The 17,193-nt window shown below is 34.5% G+C and carries 11 protein-coding genes; 1 reads left to right on the top strand and 10 read right to left on the bottom strand.

From position 1 onward, the window contains the following. Positions 1-235 precede the first annotated feature (235 nt). The 10 genes from GD597_RS05685 to GD597_RS05730 form a co-directional block, all read right to left on the bottom strand. Positions 236-2,017 (bottom strand): DUF885 domain-containing protein, encoded by a 1,782-nt coding sequence (locus tag GD597_RS05685; protein ID WP_171606847.1) that lies wholly within the window; start codon positions 2,015-2,017, stop codon positions 236-238. A 117-nt stretch (positions 2,018-2,134) separates the two neighbouring features. Then, a complete protein-coding gene (locus tag GD597_RS05690; protein ID WP_171606848.1) occupies positions 2,135-3,016 on the bottom strand; it encodes a CPBP family intramembrane glutamic endopeptidase in 882 nt (293 codons plus the stop codon). A gap of 281 nt (positions 3,017-3,297) precedes the next feature. Further along, positions 3,298-4,167: a hypothetical protein gene (locus tag GD597_RS05695; protein WP_171606849.1), complete on the bottom strand. Its 870-nt coding sequence runs from the start codon at positions 4,165-4,167 to the stop codon at positions 3,298-3,300. 298 nt (positions 4,168-4,465) lie between these two features. After that, entirely contained in the window at positions 4,466-4,675 is a 210-nt protein-coding gene (locus GD597_RS05700; protein ID WP_171606850.1) for a hypothetical protein, read from the bottom strand. A gap of 151 nt (positions 4,676-4,826) precedes the next feature. Continuing rightward, positions 4,827-8,096: an SNF2-related protein gene (locus tag GD597_RS05705; protein WP_171606851.1), complete on the bottom strand. Its 3,270-nt coding sequence runs from the start codon at positions 8,094-8,096 to the stop codon at positions 4,827-4,829. Beyond that, on the bottom strand, positions 8,093-9,508 hold the full coding sequence (locus tag GD597_RS05710) for an EH signature domain-containing protein (RefSeq protein ID WP_171606852.1): 1,416 nt from the start codon (positions 9,506-9,508) through the stop codon (positions 8,093-8,095). The genes GD597_RS05705 and GD597_RS05710 overlap by 4 nt, the downstream gene beginning before the upstream one ends. A 1-nt stretch (position 9,509) precedes the next feature. Then, the gene (locus tag GD597_RS05715; protein WP_171606853.1) at positions 9,510-11,045 is read right to left on the bottom strand and encodes a coiled-coil domain-containing protein; all 1,536 of its coding nucleotides are present in this window, start codon (positions 11,043-11,045) and stop codon (positions 9,510-9,512) included. Further along, on the bottom strand, positions 11,042-11,764 hold the full coding sequence (locus GD597_RS05720) for an OmpA/MotB family protein (protein ID WP_171606854.1): 723 nt from the start codon (positions 11,762-11,764) through the stop codon (positions 11,042-11,044). The genes GD597_RS05715 and GD597_RS05720 overlap by 4 nt, the downstream gene beginning before the upstream one ends. 340 nt (positions 11,765-12,104) lie before the next feature. Next, complete coding sequence (locus GD597_RS05725; protein WP_171606855.1) at positions 12,105-13,151, bottom strand: toll/interleukin-1 receptor domain-containing protein; 1,047 nt, start codon at positions 13,149-13,151, stop codon at positions 12,105-12,107. A 552-nt stretch (positions 13,152-13,703) separates the two neighbouring features. Then, positions 13,704-14,315: a fibronectin type III domain-containing protein gene (locus GD597_RS05730; RefSeq protein ID WP_171606856.1), complete on the bottom strand. Its 612-nt coding sequence runs from the start codon at positions 14,313-14,315 to the stop codon at positions 13,704-13,706. 1,263 nt (positions 14,316-15,578) lie between these two features. Here GD597_RS05730 and GD597_RS05735 point away from each other — a divergent pair. Next, positions 15,579-17,193: autotransporter outer membrane beta-barrel domain-containing protein (locus GD597_RS05735; RefSeq protein WP_216368516.1), on the top strand; the 1,615-nt coding region annotated here is incomplete at its 3' end.

A 17,193-nucleotide genomic window follows, 5' to 3' on the forward strand; every position in this document is an offset into this window, starting at 1 on the left:
CTTTGTATATGCCCAGCGTTAATCCCACCGCACAAGTGTGCGACGCAAGTAAAGCCACATATTCAATCTGGTGCCAGGCTAAAAATCTCTAAAATGTAAATTACTGCAGTTAATAAAATAGGCGCCCAGTTTTCAGTTGTAACGCTCCGTCAATGATCATAATGATAAGATGTAAAAGCAAAGATTGTCCAGCCCCAATTTTGCTAAACCACGCGTTTGTTCGTTCGCCCTTTTCTTATTGTTTTTTGTACCAGTCAGCCATATAACTTTCGAATACACTTAAGGGCATTGCTCCACCTGAAAGTATAGCATCGTGAAAGTCCTTAATGTTAAATTTTGTACCTAAAAGATTTTCATATTTGCTTCTTACTTCTTTTATTTTTAGTTCGCCAATCTTGTAAGAAAGAGCTTGTCCGGGGTCAGCCATATACCGTTCTATTTCCGATGTAGCTTCCCTTTCACCAAGTCCAACTTTTTCAACCATATATTTAATTGCTTCTTCTCTTGTTATTTTTCCAGTATGTAATGCAACATCAATTACTAATCTTGCAGCTCTAAACAGTTCGGAACTTAATGCTGCTATTTTTTCATACGGGTTTTTATATAATCCTAACTCGTCTCCTAATGATTCGGCATATAAACCCCATCCCTCAGCAAATACGGGGTACTGGGCATACCGCCTTATTTTCGGCAAGGCATTATTCTCCTGTTGTAATGATAGTTGGAAGTGATGTCCCGGTATTGCTTCATGTGCAAAAAGGCTTTCCATACCTTGTGCATTATATGTTAAAGGGTCTAATATCCTGGCATTAAAATAACCCGGTCTGCTTCCATCTTCTGTTCCAGTTTGATAATTTGAAGCTGTTGAGGCAGCTTTAAATTTTTCAATTGCCCTAACTTCAAATGTTGTTTTAGGCACAATGTTGAAAAGCTTTTTAAGCTTAGGTTCAATTCTTGGTAATATGTTCCTAAAACTGTCTAACACTTGCTTTTCTGTTGTAAATGGAAGAAACTGCTTATCGGTTTTAAGAAAATCAAACAAATCACTTCTGCTACCAGTAAAGCCAATGTTTGCCTTTATAGAATCTATTTCTCTTGTAATTCTGGCAACTTCCTTTAAACCAATTTTATAAATTTCCTCTGGTGCTTTATTTGTCGTAGTGTAAAACTTAACTAAGAATTTGTAAATCTCAGACCCATTCGGCAGGTCGTTATATCCCGATGTATTTCTTGCTTTAGCTAAGTAAATATTCTTTAAATAGTCGGCAAGTTTTTTATATGTAGGTATTACTTTAGTGGTAATAGTATTTTGATATGCTAATTTAATTGCGGCTTTTTCAGCCTCCGAAAAAGATGAAGGCATATTTTTAACTGGTCCATAAAAAATATTCTTCGAAGTGTCGCTTACAGTTTGTGCTTCTAATTGTGGTATCATCTTTACAACAAGAGCTTTAGGTAAAACCATTCCGCAAGAAATACCTCTATTAAAATTAGCAATAGCAGTGTCAGCCCAAAATGTAAAGGCGTCTAAACGTTTTAACCAGTTATAGTAGTCAGTTACTGTTTTAAAAGGTTGTATGCCAATGCCTGAACCAAAAGAGGGAAGTGTAGTTGGCATACTTCCCACACCTTGATTAAAGGGCATCAATTCCAAATGAAACTGCTCTCTTTCTAATGCCATTTCTATCTGAAAATTAATAATGTCCAAAGTAACTTTATCCGATGAACTTAAATTTGACTTTTTAAAAGAGGCTAACTGTTTCTTAAATTTTACATTGTAATTATGAACATCTTTAAGATAGGCAGCAGAAATAGTATTGGGTAAAATATCGTTAAAGCGATTATCTCCTTTTTGTGTAGCAGCCAAAGGTCTTAATTCCAAACCCGCTTCGTAGTAATCGTTCACAATTTTATTAAAGGCCAAATTGATATTTGTATTCTGGGCAAAAGCAGCAAAAGAGCATAATGTAAAAATGATAAAGAATCCTGTCCTAGTAGTGAAGTTTGAAAAAATCATAACAGCTATGAGTTTTAGAGTTAAAGTTACGTACCACGAAAAAAGCTTGGCATTGTTGGGGAATTAGCATTCCATCAGCCCATTACAGAAGTTGGTGATTGCAATGTCCTGTCCTACTTAATGTCTATTATCAATTTCGTTTGGGATACTAATTAGTTGAGAACGTTTGCTCCAAAAATAAATTGCAAAGCACAAGCATACTATAGGTATTACAATTCCAAATTCATCAATAAAGTATTTTGTATTTCCAGTATCCTTAGTAAGTGGAGTAAATATTGATTGGATAAATAAATTATGGCTTGCATGAAGTATAACACCTGTCCACAAACTATTTGATTTTAAACGAAACCAGGTAAACACAAAACTTATACTTATTACCATTACTGTAAAGCAGGTTAAACCATACCAGTAGGGTGTACCTACGTTATAATCTGCAAAAATAAGAATTGGGAAATGCCATACTGCCCATATACCCCCTGAGATTAGTGATGTTTTTGTATAGTTAAATGTTTTAGAAAGTTCAGGAGCTAAAAAACCACGCCAGCCAATTTCCTCTCCTAAGCCATTAGCTGCGCTACCTATTACACCAAATAATCCCATAAAAATAAAATAAAGAGCAATGATAAGTCCAGAAGGTAATTGTGTCAATCCAAATGAATTTGAAACTTGAGTCACAAATTCTTTGTTGTAAAACCCTCCCCAACCAATTGACCAAATGATAATGTATGCAATGGAAGCATATAATAGGGGAATAAGATAACTCCTCAATTGATATTTTGCATTACCCCATTGCCATCCAAGTTCAGATAGCTTTCTTCCTAAAATTAAAGAAGTGATTAAAGCAGAAATTCCTGGACACCACATCAACCCGGTAACATACAAACCAAATCCACTTCCAATTTTTCCGGTATAGATAATCAGAAAATAAAATATTGAGCTTAACAAAAATGTTATAAGCAGAAACGTAATTACCGGGCGACTTGTAAAAATATTTTTCATTGTTTAAGCAGTTTTTATTTATTCATTAAAGTTAGTTTCTTGATTTCAGTTTGATGTTCCGATGGCGCCCAAACATGACGCACAACGTTCCTGGGCTTAGCGAAGTTGGGGATTATCCAATTGTCCGCCCGGAACCGATGTTGATTTATAATTAAAATTTGAAGTTGCGTACAAATGCCCGGTGATGTTGTCTCTGCCCGAACGAATGATGATAATGATATGTTGAAGTTAAGTTTGTCCAGCCCCAAATTTGCTAAACCACCTGTTGTGCGTTCGTACGTTTATTCAATATGATATTCTTGTTTCAGAAATGCAATCATGTTAGTAGCTTTTTGGTTTATAAAACGCAATCGCGAATCTAAAAGCAGCGAACTGCTTTTTAGTTGATGAACATTAAAGGCAAGGTCTAACTGAATGTCTTTATCGTAAGACCTTAATGGAGGATTATTAATAGGGCGTATAAATGCAGGACTATTTTTATCCTGCATAGTTTCTAAAATAAAAGGATCAAACATTCGAGATAAAACTGGATAAATATTGAATCTTTCTTCTCTTTCACGATCCTGGTTAATATAAAACCCTTCAATAGTTTTATCATACGATAATATACTGTCGGCAGCTGCTTCATTTCTTATTAATCGTAATGCTCCAGAATTCTTTAACTGTGTAATAGTCCTGTCTGTAGCAATGAATCTGGCATTTCTTGTTAGAATACGGCCCAAATAATAAAGGTCACTTTCATAGCCCTTTATTTGGTTGTTCTTTAACAATTGCATTAAAGAATCCATCTTTGTAAAAGATAGATCCCTTGAATTCTTAACTTGCCTGATAGTTGCAGTATCTATTTTCAAATCTTCAATGTATGATTCAATATATTGTCTTTCCCGATTATGTTCGATCACATGTTCCAATTGATACTCTGCCAAAAATCCACAGAACACCGCCAGGAACAACATTAAAAATTCCCAGAAATAAGCTTTCCAGTTTTTCTTTCCTTCGTGATGGGCGTGATGATGTACTTCCATATTTTCAGTTTCTTGATTTGTGTTAATAGCCTCCGCAGTAGCAGTGGAGGTAATTTCGTCATGAGGATTTTCCGATTGATTGATTGTCGGATTATCTAAATGTTCATCGTCTGAATTGGCTCCCATTTACTTTAAGTTATTTGAGTGTTCGATTGCATTACGCAAAAATCAAAAATAACCGAACTAAATACCCTTTCCAAAAAAATGTGTTATTGATAATTAATGCTTTTATAGTGCGCTTTTATAATTAGATTTTGCATCTATTTTTTGTGCCGGGGTTTGTGTCCCCACAAACCTGAAGGAATGGGTTACTTCACCCGTAACTTGTTGCAGGGTCTCCTGGTGTGCGTTGGATGTTGTTGACCGGATTGCTTTTGCTAAGGCACAAATACAAAGCGATGCAAATGCCTGGTTGCATGATTGTTTAATAAGGCGGAATTGGATACTGTTGGTCAGGCGACCAACAGTGGCACAGATAATTACACAAGCGATCAACATCGGGTTCCTGGCTTAAAGATTTTAATTCAAATTCATCACTATAAATATGAACCTTCCAGCTTTTATGATGCACATCCATCCCTACATAAATATTTTGACCGCTAAAATCTCGTAGTTTGTTTGAAATTGCTTCCATGATTTTTGGTTTTCTTAAATTTACCAATATTCATTCGCGGATTTCAAACATAAAAACTGCGGAGAAGCAAAGACTTGCTTGCATACTTATTTCGAAAGTGGAATTGGATACTGTTGGCAGGCGACCAACAGTGGCGCATGAAATGCGTTGGCTATACTCGTGTCATTCGTTGAGATTCGATTCTGTTAATTTCCTGTATTGTTATGTCGGTTGTATTTATAAGGTTTTCCAAATGATTACGATTAAATAATTGAATGTCGTTGGTCTTAGCTAATATTTTTGCTGATGAACTATAGTCATTGTTTGTCACGGTCAATAAATTGAATTGCTCATTATATTTGTTCTCATAATAATTTTTAGCTGTATAAATTTCCTGTATTGCTTCATTTCCAACCAATGACTTTGACTGTTTAACTTGAATAAGATAATTCTCTCCATTTTTGAGAACAACAACATCAACACCTTTGTCGTTGGAGTATGGTGTTAAGTAAATTTCAAACCCTTGTTTTTTATAAAGAGCTGCAATACTTGCTTCAAATAAATTTGGATTCAATCTGTCTATGTCTAGCAAAGACAATGACTTTGATTTAATTTCAGTTTTTGTCCCAAATATGTTACCAAATAGTTCGTCAGGTGTAATTTCAGCTTGCTCTGTCGGGAAGAGTGTATTACTCGCTAGTGCTTTTTTATTGTTTAGTAATGTATCAAGAATTTCATCAAAAGATTTTAATCTATTACCGCTTTCGTCTTGCATTTCTTCTGGAAAAACAGCCATTGGGTAATACACAAAAACATCCTTTTGTTGTCCTATTCTGTATGCTCGGTCTGTTGCTTGCTCTTCTTTTGCAGGATTCCAATGTCTTGTATAATGGATGATATGGTTAGCTTTGGTTACGTTCAATCCAACACCAGCTGCAATTGGCGACATAATGATTACATTAAATCCTTCTTCGGATTGAAAACGGTCAATTGTTTGCTGTCTGCTTAATTTTGATTTGCCTTCAAGTTGCTTTGTTGTCGGTGTGTCGCCATTTATGATGCTTGTAAAAATGCCAAAAGTATCGTACACAATTTTTTGCAGCATTTTTTGTGTTTCTCTTCTATCTGCAAATATTATAGCTTTTTCGCCTTTAGATTTTATATCAGCTAAAATACCAATAGTCGTTTGTAATTTTGAAGAACTAGAAATAAGTTCTTCGCTTGTAAAATTCAAAATCTGACTTTCCAATAGAAACGGATGGTCTGAAATGTCTCGGACTGCCCAAAGTGATTTTAATTTTTGATTTCTTTTTTCAACGCCATCTAATTCTGAATTATTGGCCATTTCAATTTCCTGTTTGTAACGGTCTAATTGAGTAGTTGGCATTACTTTTTTAATTCTTGAATTAGCATTATCGTGTTTGTTTGGTAAATCCTTTGCTACATCACTTTTCAATCTTCTTTTGATAAATACACCAATGTTATTGCGAAGTTGTTCTGTGAGTGCTTTGATGTCTGTACCTTCATCGCTTAATGGTTTTTGGTATTCTTTTGCAAAATCTTTTGCATTTCCTAAGAGACCTGGAACTGCAAAATCCATCAAACACCAAATATCTACTAATGTATTTTCGACTGGTGTACCTGTCATTGCAATTTTGAAATCTGCTTTTAATGCTTTGCTTGCATTGGTTATTAGAGTCCCTGGCGTTTTTATTTTTTGTGCTTCATCAAGGGCGATTACCGAAAAATCAACAAGTCCTAAACTAATTTGATATGACCTTACTGTTTCATAATTGGTTAGAATAATTTGTTTTTTTTGAAGTCGCTTCGCATCTTGTTGGTTTTGGATATGATTGTTTTCCTTGGTTAATGAAACAGAACCATATAGTTTGAGTAATGGCAAATTTTGCGGACTGAAAAACTTCTGATATTCGTTTTCCCAATTCTCAAGTAAACTTACCGGAGCAACAATTAAATATGGTTTATTTTCACTACAATGTTGACTGTGCCATTCAATAAAATATAGTAATTGCAATGTTTTACCAAGTCCCATATCATCAGCAAGTAAACCACCTGCAAAATTTTCTTTGAATAAGGACTGCAACCACGAAATACCTTCTTTTTGATGCTGCATTAAACTTATACTATTTTCTAAATTAGATATTTCGTAAAAGTTATGTTTTAAATTTTCAGGTAATTCATTGCCTTTGCTAAACTCTGTTAGCTCTGCATTTTCTTTTATAATAAGTACTTCGTGGTCTGTTTTCTTTTCTTGCTTAACAGGTTTGTTGGGATTTTCAAATTGTTTTTTAGCAGTTTTTATAAATTTCTCTGCATCTTCAATAGGGATTTCTGTTTCTTCCCATTGAACAGTTTGTTTCTTTTCCTTTACTGCTATTTCCTTTTGTTCTATAAAGTCAGAAAGTCTTTCTGGCGATTTAAAATAGATTCTTTTTTCTCCGATTACTTTATCCTTAACTACTATGCCTGGAATCCATTGTGATTTGTAAGCGCTTGCAAAAGGATAGAACTTTGGACTATACACTCCAATTTCCTTAACTCTGTCGCTATAAAAAACTGTAAAATCAACTTCTTCATCATTAAAAAAAAATTCAGGATGTTCGATTATTTCTTGAATTGAGTCCCGATCTGAAATTTTTCTTTTACTCTTAATCTTATGTAATTCTGATTTTTGATTTTCTGAAATTACGACTCTTGTCGTCTCTCCATTATTTCCTGAAATCGGATAAACATCTCTAACAGTTGGTAATCTATCAAAAGTACTGGTAAATCCAACTGGGTTAGAAATATCGACTGTTGGAAATATTTCAAGAAAACCATTATTGAATTCAATATCTAGTTTAATTTTCTCAGGAATAAATAATTCTTGATTGCTCAAAAAATGCTCTAATGTTAATCCACTTTCATTGGAAAATGTTTTTAATTCCGCTAATTTTTTAAGATTAATTACATTACCTTTTTTTTTATCAATTAAATTATTGAACTCTTCAATGGCTTCACAAATTTTGTATTGATTTTCAGATAATAGATATGGAGTATCATCTACGTAAATAATTATTCCATTTCTTTTTGTGTTTAATCTTGTTCCATTAGGACTAAAATCATAAAACCCGTACTTGAATTTAAAATTATTTTGAGAAAGCACTCCATCAGATTCTATAAATATTTCATATGGATAACTATTAGGTAAATCTAAAATCTGTTTGTCAATATCGCTTAACTTTAAAATTTCTAAACTGTCAACTTCACAGGAATATTCTGTCCAATCAGCCAAACCATTGTCCTGCAATTCGTTTAGAATGGCAAGTTGTGATAAATAATTTAATTGAAGTTCTGCCCAATTTGAAACAGGTATTTTATTCCCTAATTGATTTAGGAAATAAAATGAAAAATTGTTATTGCAGTTATATTTTAACATCATACGAAGACTTTTTTGTTCATCCAGCTATTGAATCTTGTTTCCCAAATTTGATTGCCATCTCTATGGGTTATTCTACCTTCTTCATTAAAATAGTTGTAATAATTATCACTATGCACAGCCATTGGCATAGAACCATTTCGTAAATCATCCACACTATTTAATTGATAACTTAAACTTGGTCTGTATGAGCTGTTGATTTTGTAAGCGTAGAAGGCGTAGCCTTCGTTGCTAAATTCAATCAACATATAATCTCCTATATAAAGTATAAATGCAGAAACACCACGCCTGCTGGAAACGGATTCAAACCTTGCATCAACATATTCAGAAATTTTTTCATCTCGTTTAAGTATTGCTTTTGTATGTTGAGGTCCATAAACTTTGAAAGATGATATTTTTGAAGCATAGCGAAGCCAAAACCTTTTTCGTCTTTCATCATTTATACAAACATTGAAAAATACATTGATAAATTGTTGTGTAATCCATTCGTTTAAAATATTTCGACCTTGAATTATTTCTCCCTTTTCGGTTTCTGTTGCATTTTCAAAAGCTGCCCAATTTGATATATTACTTGGGTCGCCAATTTGGGTGAATGCAATTTTCTTTAATCTGTCTTGTAATGTTGCAAATGCTGGTTGGTTTGCTTGAATAATCATTTTACTCACTAATCTTTTACTTGTGATTGAACTATTATTTTTCAATAGAACTTCGGACAGATTATCTATTTCAGTTAGAATATTCGCTTTGTTCCTTTCGTAGTAGGTAACAATTACTCTTGAAAAATATGAATAAGAAAACCAAGATTCTGGCACACATAATATTTTTGTGGCTTCTTGAATTGGTCTGTTAAGTTTGGCTATTGTGTCGCCTAATATCAAGTCGCCATTTTTAGTATTGAAGTAACGCTTGTTGCTTTTGAATGAGTTTAATGTGTTTCTGTTTCCTGTATAGTTATCTAATTTTTTAGTAATGAATTGTTCCAATTGCTCTAATGACTTTTGATGGGTAGTTTCCCAATTGCTTAAAAGGCAATCTATCAAGCCCGATAAAAAAGTATCACGCCAATTGTTTTCCATTGCTTCTAAAGCATTTTTGAGTTCATTTTCATCGCTTAAAATAGTCTTTAAGTTTCTTTCGGAATAAGTTAAAGAATAGGTTAAAGTTCTTAGTTCTCTGCGTTCAAAAATTCTACTTTCAGCACCAATTGAACTTTTAAATTTTCTGAATACTTGTGGAATAAGATTGTTTCCTGAAAATGAAAAGGAATTAGCACCAACTTCTTCAGTAATTTTATGCAGTTTATCAATTCTGTATTCATTTAAAATACTCAGCGTAATGGGAATAATCTTTTGTGCCGAATTCTTTAAATTAGCCGGTGAAAAATGAAATTGTAATATTTCTTGAGTGGTAATCATTTTAATTTCTTCTTTCGTTTAGTTTACTAAGTTGCTCTGTTAGTTCTTCTAAAATATCTTCTTGTTTCGAAGAGGCTCCTGCAAGTGATTCAGCGGTTTTAGTCAATGCTTCCGTGTATTTACCTAAATATGTTTCAAGACTTCCACTTACTGTTTCCTGATAATCTTTAAGTCCAACTGTGATTTTTGCAAAAATATCTTGTAAGCCTTTTTCAATTATTTCAAATTTTTGTGCGTAATCTGCCGAAACATCTTTGGCTTTTATTAAGGATTTTTGAATCTCATCTATTGTACTTGAATTGTTTTGCAAGAACTCATTAGAGTGCTTTGAGAATAATAATTGGGATTCCCCAAATTTGCTTGATGATGTATTGATTTCTTGTGAAGCGTTTCTGAAATTTGAAATTGTAGTTGCTAATGCTGCTTGAGCTTCATTTAAATTACTTATACTCTGTGCTACGCCAACAGATAAACCATTCATGTTTTCAATACTTGTATTGAATGCGCTCAATAAATTCTCTGAAACCTGTAAATTTTTAGATTGTTCCTTTAATAATGAGTGTTGACCAGTTTGTAGATCTCCTACTTTACTTCTTAAAATTTCGCTCATTTCTTCAACCTGCTTTTTCATTGCATTAGTAGAATCTTCTGATTGTGATAGAGTCTGTTGAGAAATTTGTTTTACAACATCTTGTAATCCCTTAAAATTTTCATTTAGGTTATCTGTCATATTTTGTAGTTTCATTGGAAAGTCGGTTAGCGAACCGCCTGCCCGTTCAAGAAGGTTTGCCAAATGTTCCATTTCATTTTTGGTGTCGCCACTCATTGAAGTTTTAAACTCTTCAATCATTTTACCCATTGATTGCTGCAATTCTTTTACAATATTTTGCGTCATATCAGTAGCTGGGTCTTGCAATTTCTTTCCTAGGATTTCTATTTCAGCCTTTACTAATTTCAGTTCTGCAACTACTCCTTCTGTTGGGTTATTTAAGATTTCTTCAAAACCTGCTGAAATAGTTAATGCCAAATCACTTGAAAAAGTTTGCAGTGCATTAGATTGTTTTGTTGATTCTTTATAGATGTCACGAAACACATTCCCTGCTTTGATTTTGTTGCCATTTTCATCAATAGTTGAGAAATCATTTCTTAATTCTTCAATAGCTTCGATTAGTTTGTTTATGGCTTTTGTTTCATCGCTTAAAACTCCTTTTTCATTTTTGTTTTTTACATGCGATATTCGCTTTGAGAAGATAATTGAAAGTGCTATTCCAGCAATAGATGCAAAAAATGCTGTTTTTAATCCTTGAAGTAATGTAGGAATACTTTTTTCAATGTCTTCAGGATTAAAGAACCATAAGCCATAGGCAATACCCCCAAATGTTCCTAAAATACCGATTGTTGTAAACATTGAAGGAATTAAATCCAAGTCGTTTAGGTTTACTTTATGGTAGTTTTTCTTTGCAATATTGAGTACATAGATTCCATAAATAAGATATGAAAACAATGCTAATGCTATAAATATTTCAACTATGTTCATTTTTCTTCAATGTTTTTAAGTGCTTCGTTAATAATGGCTTCGCTAGTTGTTACAATTCTAAATTCAACTCGTCTGGATTTGTCATTGTCAATTGGTTGGTTACCACCAAAGGCAATTTTAAAATCTTTATCTACGGTTCGTCCGTATGAAAGACCATTGGCTGTCAGCCAATACTGTAACCTGTCTTTTTTATTTGTTTCAAGATTTATAAAACAATCTTGTTGTCTAAGAAAACCTAAAACATTTCTTGCTCTGTTTTGTGACAACTCCATATTGTCAATGTAGGGGTCGCTTGTTTTGTTAATGGGCTTCGTGTTTGTGTGTCCTTCGATACGGATTTCTGCAATTTTGTCTTTATATTTATCTTGTAAAACAACTCTTAAATATTTAGGCAGAAACTCTCTTAAAATATTTTGGAATGTAGGAGTAACATCTGATTTTCCTTCATCAAACAAAACTTGTGGATTTGTAAATTTTATTGACAAATCGTTGTCAAGTTTTAAATTCCATTTTGCAAAATCGTTTTTAAAAGCTTCGTTTAATTCGTTGTATAATGCCACTTTTGATTCTTCATAGTCCTTGAATATTTGATTTTGTTCCTTTTGTCGCTTTTCCATTAATGCCATATAAGAAATAGACATAAACAGAAAAATTACCATTAGAACCGTCATAAGGTCGGCTAAGGGAATCCAATGGCTTTCTTTTTTTGTTCCTGACATTTATTTTTCTGAATTAGTATAAGATTGTCGAATGTATGGTTGTGTGGTTGGGGCAAAACCAAATGTGCTAAATGTGCGGTTGGCTTTTATGTCGTTTTTCTGTCTGTTCATGTTTAGCACTGTTGTCTTTTAGAGTTGCTGGTAACGACCGAGTATAGCTGCAAGTAGGATATTTTATAACGTCCAGCCAGGAACTGTTGCCGAATAATGATTTAAAAATTGAAGATAATAACTAATGCCGATTAATTATTCGTCAAGCCCGGACTAAAGCACAGCGATGCAAATGTTGATGGCGAGTACAGTCGCCCCCTGCTAACACAAAACCTGATGTTAGCGGTAGTTATTTATTTTCGTCATCCATTTCGGCTTTTTTATATTCCAACTCTTTAAAAAATCTTTCAATTAAATATGGGATTTCTCTAAAATATCTATACTCATATTCATCACGATAGTTCTCTCGATAAATTGGATTGTCAAAGGTAAAATCTATGAGTTCCATAAATTCTTTAAATGCCTTGGTCGATTGAATGTGTTTTACTTTTCCGACTTTTTCTACTAAGACAACTCCACTCTCGTATATCCAAGGAAAGTCGTTTTTAAATGGTGCTAAAATTATTTGAAGTATTACTCTTGGCTCTATATTTCGTGAAAACGAATAGTGAATTAATTCCTCAATCATTCCAGGATGAAGTCTTTTGTTACTTTTATTTGATGTCTTTTGAGAAGCATTTTCTATCCTACTTGGCAACTCTTTAAACATAAGTTTTACTTCTTCAAAAAGTTTAGCACTTTCATTATTATCAACTGGTTTTTCAACTTCTTTGACCTCTGACTTTTCCTGTCTCGCCTTGATTATTTCTTGGGACTTAACTTTAAATATTTCAACCTGCTGTTTTATCACATCTTCATCGGGCTCGGAATTTGGTAATTTTCTAACGAGTTGCTTAACTAATTTGCTCAACGAGGCTACTTCATCGTCACAATTTTGAAATTGAGCAAATGGTCCTGTGCTTGCATTACTTAGAGGGATTCCAACTGCTACGCCTAAAATTGGTGTATTAAGTTTTCCTTTTGCCATTCCTGCCTCGAATAGAATCCAAGGTCTATTAATGCTTAGTTCAGTCAGCAGACAAACTACATCAGAAGAATCTTGAAGACTTTCAATAATTTTTGGATACCATTCAATTCCAAATTCAATTCCTTGCGTTCCTTTGTTATCAGAAGAACGAAAAGACTTTAACATTCCTGCACTTACGCTTTTTAAAAGTTTGCTAAATGCTTCAGCGATGTCAGCATCTCTTGTGTCGTGACTTATAAAAGCAAAAGGGCTTTCAGTCTTTGAATGTTTTGTTACTTCAACTTGTTTTTCTTGTTTGATTTCTTCCATTTTAAATTTTATCTTTTAGTTAATTGTCTGGTTGAAATTGAGGTTGTAAAATTACCGCTAACTCAAGGATTTATGCTATTAGAACTTATACTATATAATAGAAAGCTATTGATCATTAACAAACTAGTATTATACATGTTGTATGGTTTATAGCATCCATCTAATGTATAAAAAATGGTAATATATGCTGTTTTAATATTATTTGGTACGGTTTCGCATGCTCAATCACAGGAAAGAGGGTGCGGATGATTGTTTTGGAAAATAGTATTTTATGGTACATATGTTGATATTTAAATGGCAATTATTAAAATATATTATTACCTATTGTTGGCTGCTGCTGGCAATAGCAAAATATTTGTGGTGGTTGTAATTTTTTACAACCATCCTTTTATGTATATATGCCTGTTTATTTAAACGGCTAATTTTCATTTCCATATTTTTTACTGGTTTCTTTTATAACAAATACATCCTGATTAAAGGGTTAACGATACAATCAGTTTTTTAAAAAACAGGCTGCAGGGTGGTTGGCCCTGCAACCTGTTGGGCCGGGTGTTATGCAACAAGGCCGCGGCAGGCATCGCTCCAGGGGCTATTGCCCCTGGAGCCTACGGCACATACCCTAAACCACATTTTAGTGGCAGTGGGCAGGCCGCTTAACAGCGCTTTGGCCTTGGTGCTGGTTGTTATTATATTTTCCCAGCCGGTGGCACCATCTGCACTCTTTTGAAAAAGATAGGCTTTTGATTTGTCTACCCTTTTCCAGCGCAGTACAATTTCGCCCTCGTTATCGCCGGTGATGGCTTCGAGGCCTTGTGGTGCCGGTAAGTCTTGCGGCGGTGTTTTTTCGGCACGTACTTCCATGCCGCTGCTTAAAATAATAAGTGCATCGCCTTCACTTATTTCCTGTACATAAGCAGATAGTTGGGCCATTAAGGCATCCAGCTCTGCTTCTTTACTGTCTCTGATAGCCGTTTTGGTACGGCCACCATCTGCAGCATCGTTAAAAGCTGTTTCCAACTCGTTTGCAGCGGTGGTTACCGTTGCAAGGGCGGGGTTAGGGGTTGTAAACGCAGCGTTACCAGTCATAAGGGTAACAATGTTCCGGGCTTTTAGGATTTTATCCGGGATGGATAGTGCATAGAATCCTAATTTGACTTGAGACATAAGACACGTTTTTTTGGGTGAAGAAAAAAAAATAAATAGTTATAGCTAGTTATTGTTTTTTTTAGTTGAAGCCTTTTTTTAATTGATTTACAATTGTTTATATGTTGTTTTTGTTTTTTGAGTATTGTTTTTTCTAAAAAACCACACCTGTTTTATTATTTTTTATGTCTTGTTTTTTAAAAATCAGGTCTTGTTTTTAATTTTTTATGCCTTAAAAATTTTAAACCAGATCTTGTTTTTTATTTTTTACGTCTTAATTTTTAAAAACCAGGTCTTGTTTTTAATTTTCTATGCATGAAAAATTTTAAACCAGGTCTTCTTTTTTATTTTCTATGTCTTAATTTTTAAAAACCAGTTCTTGTTTTTATTTTTTTATGCATGAAATTTTTTACACCAAGTCTTGTTTTTTAATTTTTTAGTCTGGTTTTTTACTTTATTCATCTGCCTAAACCCGGATTAAAAGGTTAAGCTCCCGATTGTTATGTGTAGGATAATTGGCGTGTAATAAGTGCTTTTGGCACGGTTGAATTATTGATAAAACAAACCTCCCCTATTTTTTTTGAAAAAACAACGTGATTTATCACGCAAATCCCCGTGATTTATCACGCAGTTTGGCGTGATTTATCACGCGGAGGGTGGGATTTTTTGGTTATTTGTTTTTTTATTTGTATAAAAATGGCCTGTTATCTGCTGCATAGTGAACAGGGTGCACTACCAGTTTTCTTTAAAGGCAGCATTTGTTTTTTTACCACCCTGTTTTTTTGAAAAGTTGGCTATTGTATTGGAGTACTATACACATATGTTTTAAACCAGGCCTTACTAAAAGCCCATTAGCACCCCAACCGTACAAGAGTGCGACGCAAGCGGCGTTGCCATGAAAATTGGCTGCCGGGCCCAAAAAACTGGTTGTTTCAGGTTGTTATGTATAGCCTTTGTTTACTTGGAAACGGGGAATTGATGTGGCAACATTTTTTCATGATTATTTAATATCCCTAAATTAAGGGGATAACAAAATTGCACTATGTTCGTGAAGAATATGTTAATGAGCCGCACCGGCCCATTAATGTGCACTGCTGATGAGGGTATTTCTGTTTAGTTAGGCCACCATTATCAGGTTTGCTGCTTAAGATTTCAACACCACCAATCCATTTACAATCCATTATCACGTAGCGGTTAAATACCCTGGTATTTGCCGGGTGATAGTTTTGTGTATGGCCCATTTGTATAACCAGAACGAAAATAAAACAAATTAAAACCAAGCGTATGCTGCACTTTTTACCTAAGATGAAGGCTAATCTTACCCGGATAGCCATGCTGTTTTTAGTTACGTTGATGATGCTGCCCGGAGCTAAGAGTTGGGGGCAAACAACCATTTTTTCTGAGAATATGGGAAGCGTAACTGCTACTACGACAATCGCAGCGAATACATTTCAAAATAGTAGCTTAACTTTTACGGGGACTGCTGATGTTAGAAATACAACTCCTTCTACTGGGTATACCGGTTCTAGTGGAAATGGAAACATATTTATTACAAACACATCAGGAATAAATTTCCAAATTGCGGGTGTTAATACTTCCAACTACACAAGTTTAGCGCTAAGTTTCGGAGAATTTAAAAGTACTACTGCTGGAAACAATGAATTAGTAGTTGAAGTTAGTTCGGATGGAACTAATTATACGGCTTTAACTTATAGCAGAACAACAGGATCAGGTACCGCAAATTGGATTCTTGTAAGCCCTACTGGAAGTATACCTTCTACCGGTAATTTAAGAATTAGATTTAGGCAAACAAGCACAACAACTCAATGGAGAATTGATGATGTTAAATTAACTGGTACACCTACTTATACCATTACCTCTTCTGCGGGTAGTAATGGTACAATAAGTCCAAATGGAACTACAACTGTTACATCTGGTGGTAGTCAGGCCTATACTATTACCCCCGCCGCCAATTACCATATAGCTGATGTTTTGGTAGATGGTGTAAGCAATGCAAGTGCCGTAACCAATGGTAGTTTTACGTTTAGTAATGTAACAGCAACTCATACTATTTCGGCCTCGTTTGCAATAAATACCTATTCTATAACAGCCAGTGCCGGTGCTAATGGAAGTATTAGTCCGGCCGGTGCCACCAGCGTTAATTATGGTGGTAGTCAGGCTTACACCATTACCCCTGATGCCGGTTATCATATAGCCGATGTATTGGTGGATGGTGCATCAGTAGGTGCAGTAAGTGATTATACATTTAATAATGTTACTGAAGCACATTCCATTGCTGCCAGTTTTGAAATAGATGTAGTAAGTAGTTTTGATATTGTTGCCAGTGCAGGTGCCAATGGTAGTATCAGTCCGGCCGGAACCACCACCCTAAATGCGGGTGGCAGTCAGGCCTATAGTTTTACACCAAATGCCTGTTATGCGGTAGCCGATGTATTGATAGATGGTATTTCAGTTGGCGCGGTAAATGAATATACTTTCACCAATGTTAATGCAGCGCATACTATTAGTGTAAGCTTTGTGTCAACAGCCACTACCACAGATATAAATGAAACTGCCTGTGATACTTATACCTGGGCATTAAATGGCACTACTTACGATGCATCTGGTGATTATACTTATATAGACGGATGTAATACTACGGTGTTGCATTTAACCATTAACCACAGCACTACCAGCGAAGAAACTGCAGTTGCTTGTGATAGTTACGAATGGCATGGTACTACTTATACCGAATCTGGTGATTATACATTTGAATCAATCAACGAGTCAGGTTGTACCAATGTAGCTACCTTACATTTAACGGTTAATTACAGCACAACCAGTGAAGAAACTGCTGTAGCTTGTGATAGTTACGAATGGCATGGTACTACTTACACTG

This window comes from Limnovirga soli (assembly GCF_013106755.1).
GTDB classification, from domain to species: domain Bacteria; phylum Bacteroidota; class Bacteroidia; order Chitinophagales; family Chitinophagaceae; genus Limnovirga; species Limnovirga soli.

What these genes read in the sequence shown, in the direction of transcription:
- GD597_RS05730 (WP_171606856.1), bottom strand. Translation starts at nt 14,315, where the DNA reads ATGTCTCAAGTCAAATTAGGATTCTATGCACTATCCATCCCGGATAAA.
- GD597_RS05685 (WP_171606847.1), bottom strand. Translation starts at nt 2,017, where the DNA reads ATGATTTTTTCAAACTTCACTACTAGGACAGGATTCTTTATCATTTTT.
- GD597_RS05720 (WP_171606854.1), bottom strand. Translation starts at nt 11,764, where the DNA reads ATGTCAGGAACAAAAAAAGAAAGCCATTGGATTCCCTTAGCCGACCTT.
- GD597_RS05695 (WP_171606849.1), bottom strand. Translation starts at nt 4,167, where the DNA reads ATGGGAGCCAATTCAGACGATGAACATTTAGATAATCCGACAATCAAT.
- GD597_RS05700 (WP_171606850.1), bottom strand. Translation starts at nt 4,675, where the DNA reads ATGGAAGCAATTTCAAACAAACTACGAGATTTTAGCGGTCAAAATATT.
- GD597_RS05690 (WP_171606848.1), bottom strand. Translation starts at nt 3,016, where the DNA reads ATGAAAAATATTTTTACAAGTCGCCCGGTAATTACGTTTCTGCTTATA.
- GD597_RS05725 (WP_171606855.1), bottom strand. Translation starts at nt 13,151, where the DNA reads ATGGAAGAAATCAAACAAGAAAAACAAGTTGAAGTAACAAAACATTCA.
- GD597_RS05705 (WP_171606851.1), bottom strand. Translation starts at nt 8,096, where the DNA reads ATGATGTTAAAATATAACTGCAATAACAATTTTTCATTTTATTTCCTA.
- GD597_RS05710 (WP_171606852.1), bottom strand. Translation starts at nt 9,508, where the DNA reads ATGATTACCACTCAAGAAATATTACAATTTCATTTTTCACCGGCTAAT.
- GD597_RS05715 (WP_171606853.1), bottom strand. Translation starts at nt 11,045, where the DNA reads ATGAACATAGTTGAAATATTTATAGCATTAGCATTGTTTTCATATCTT.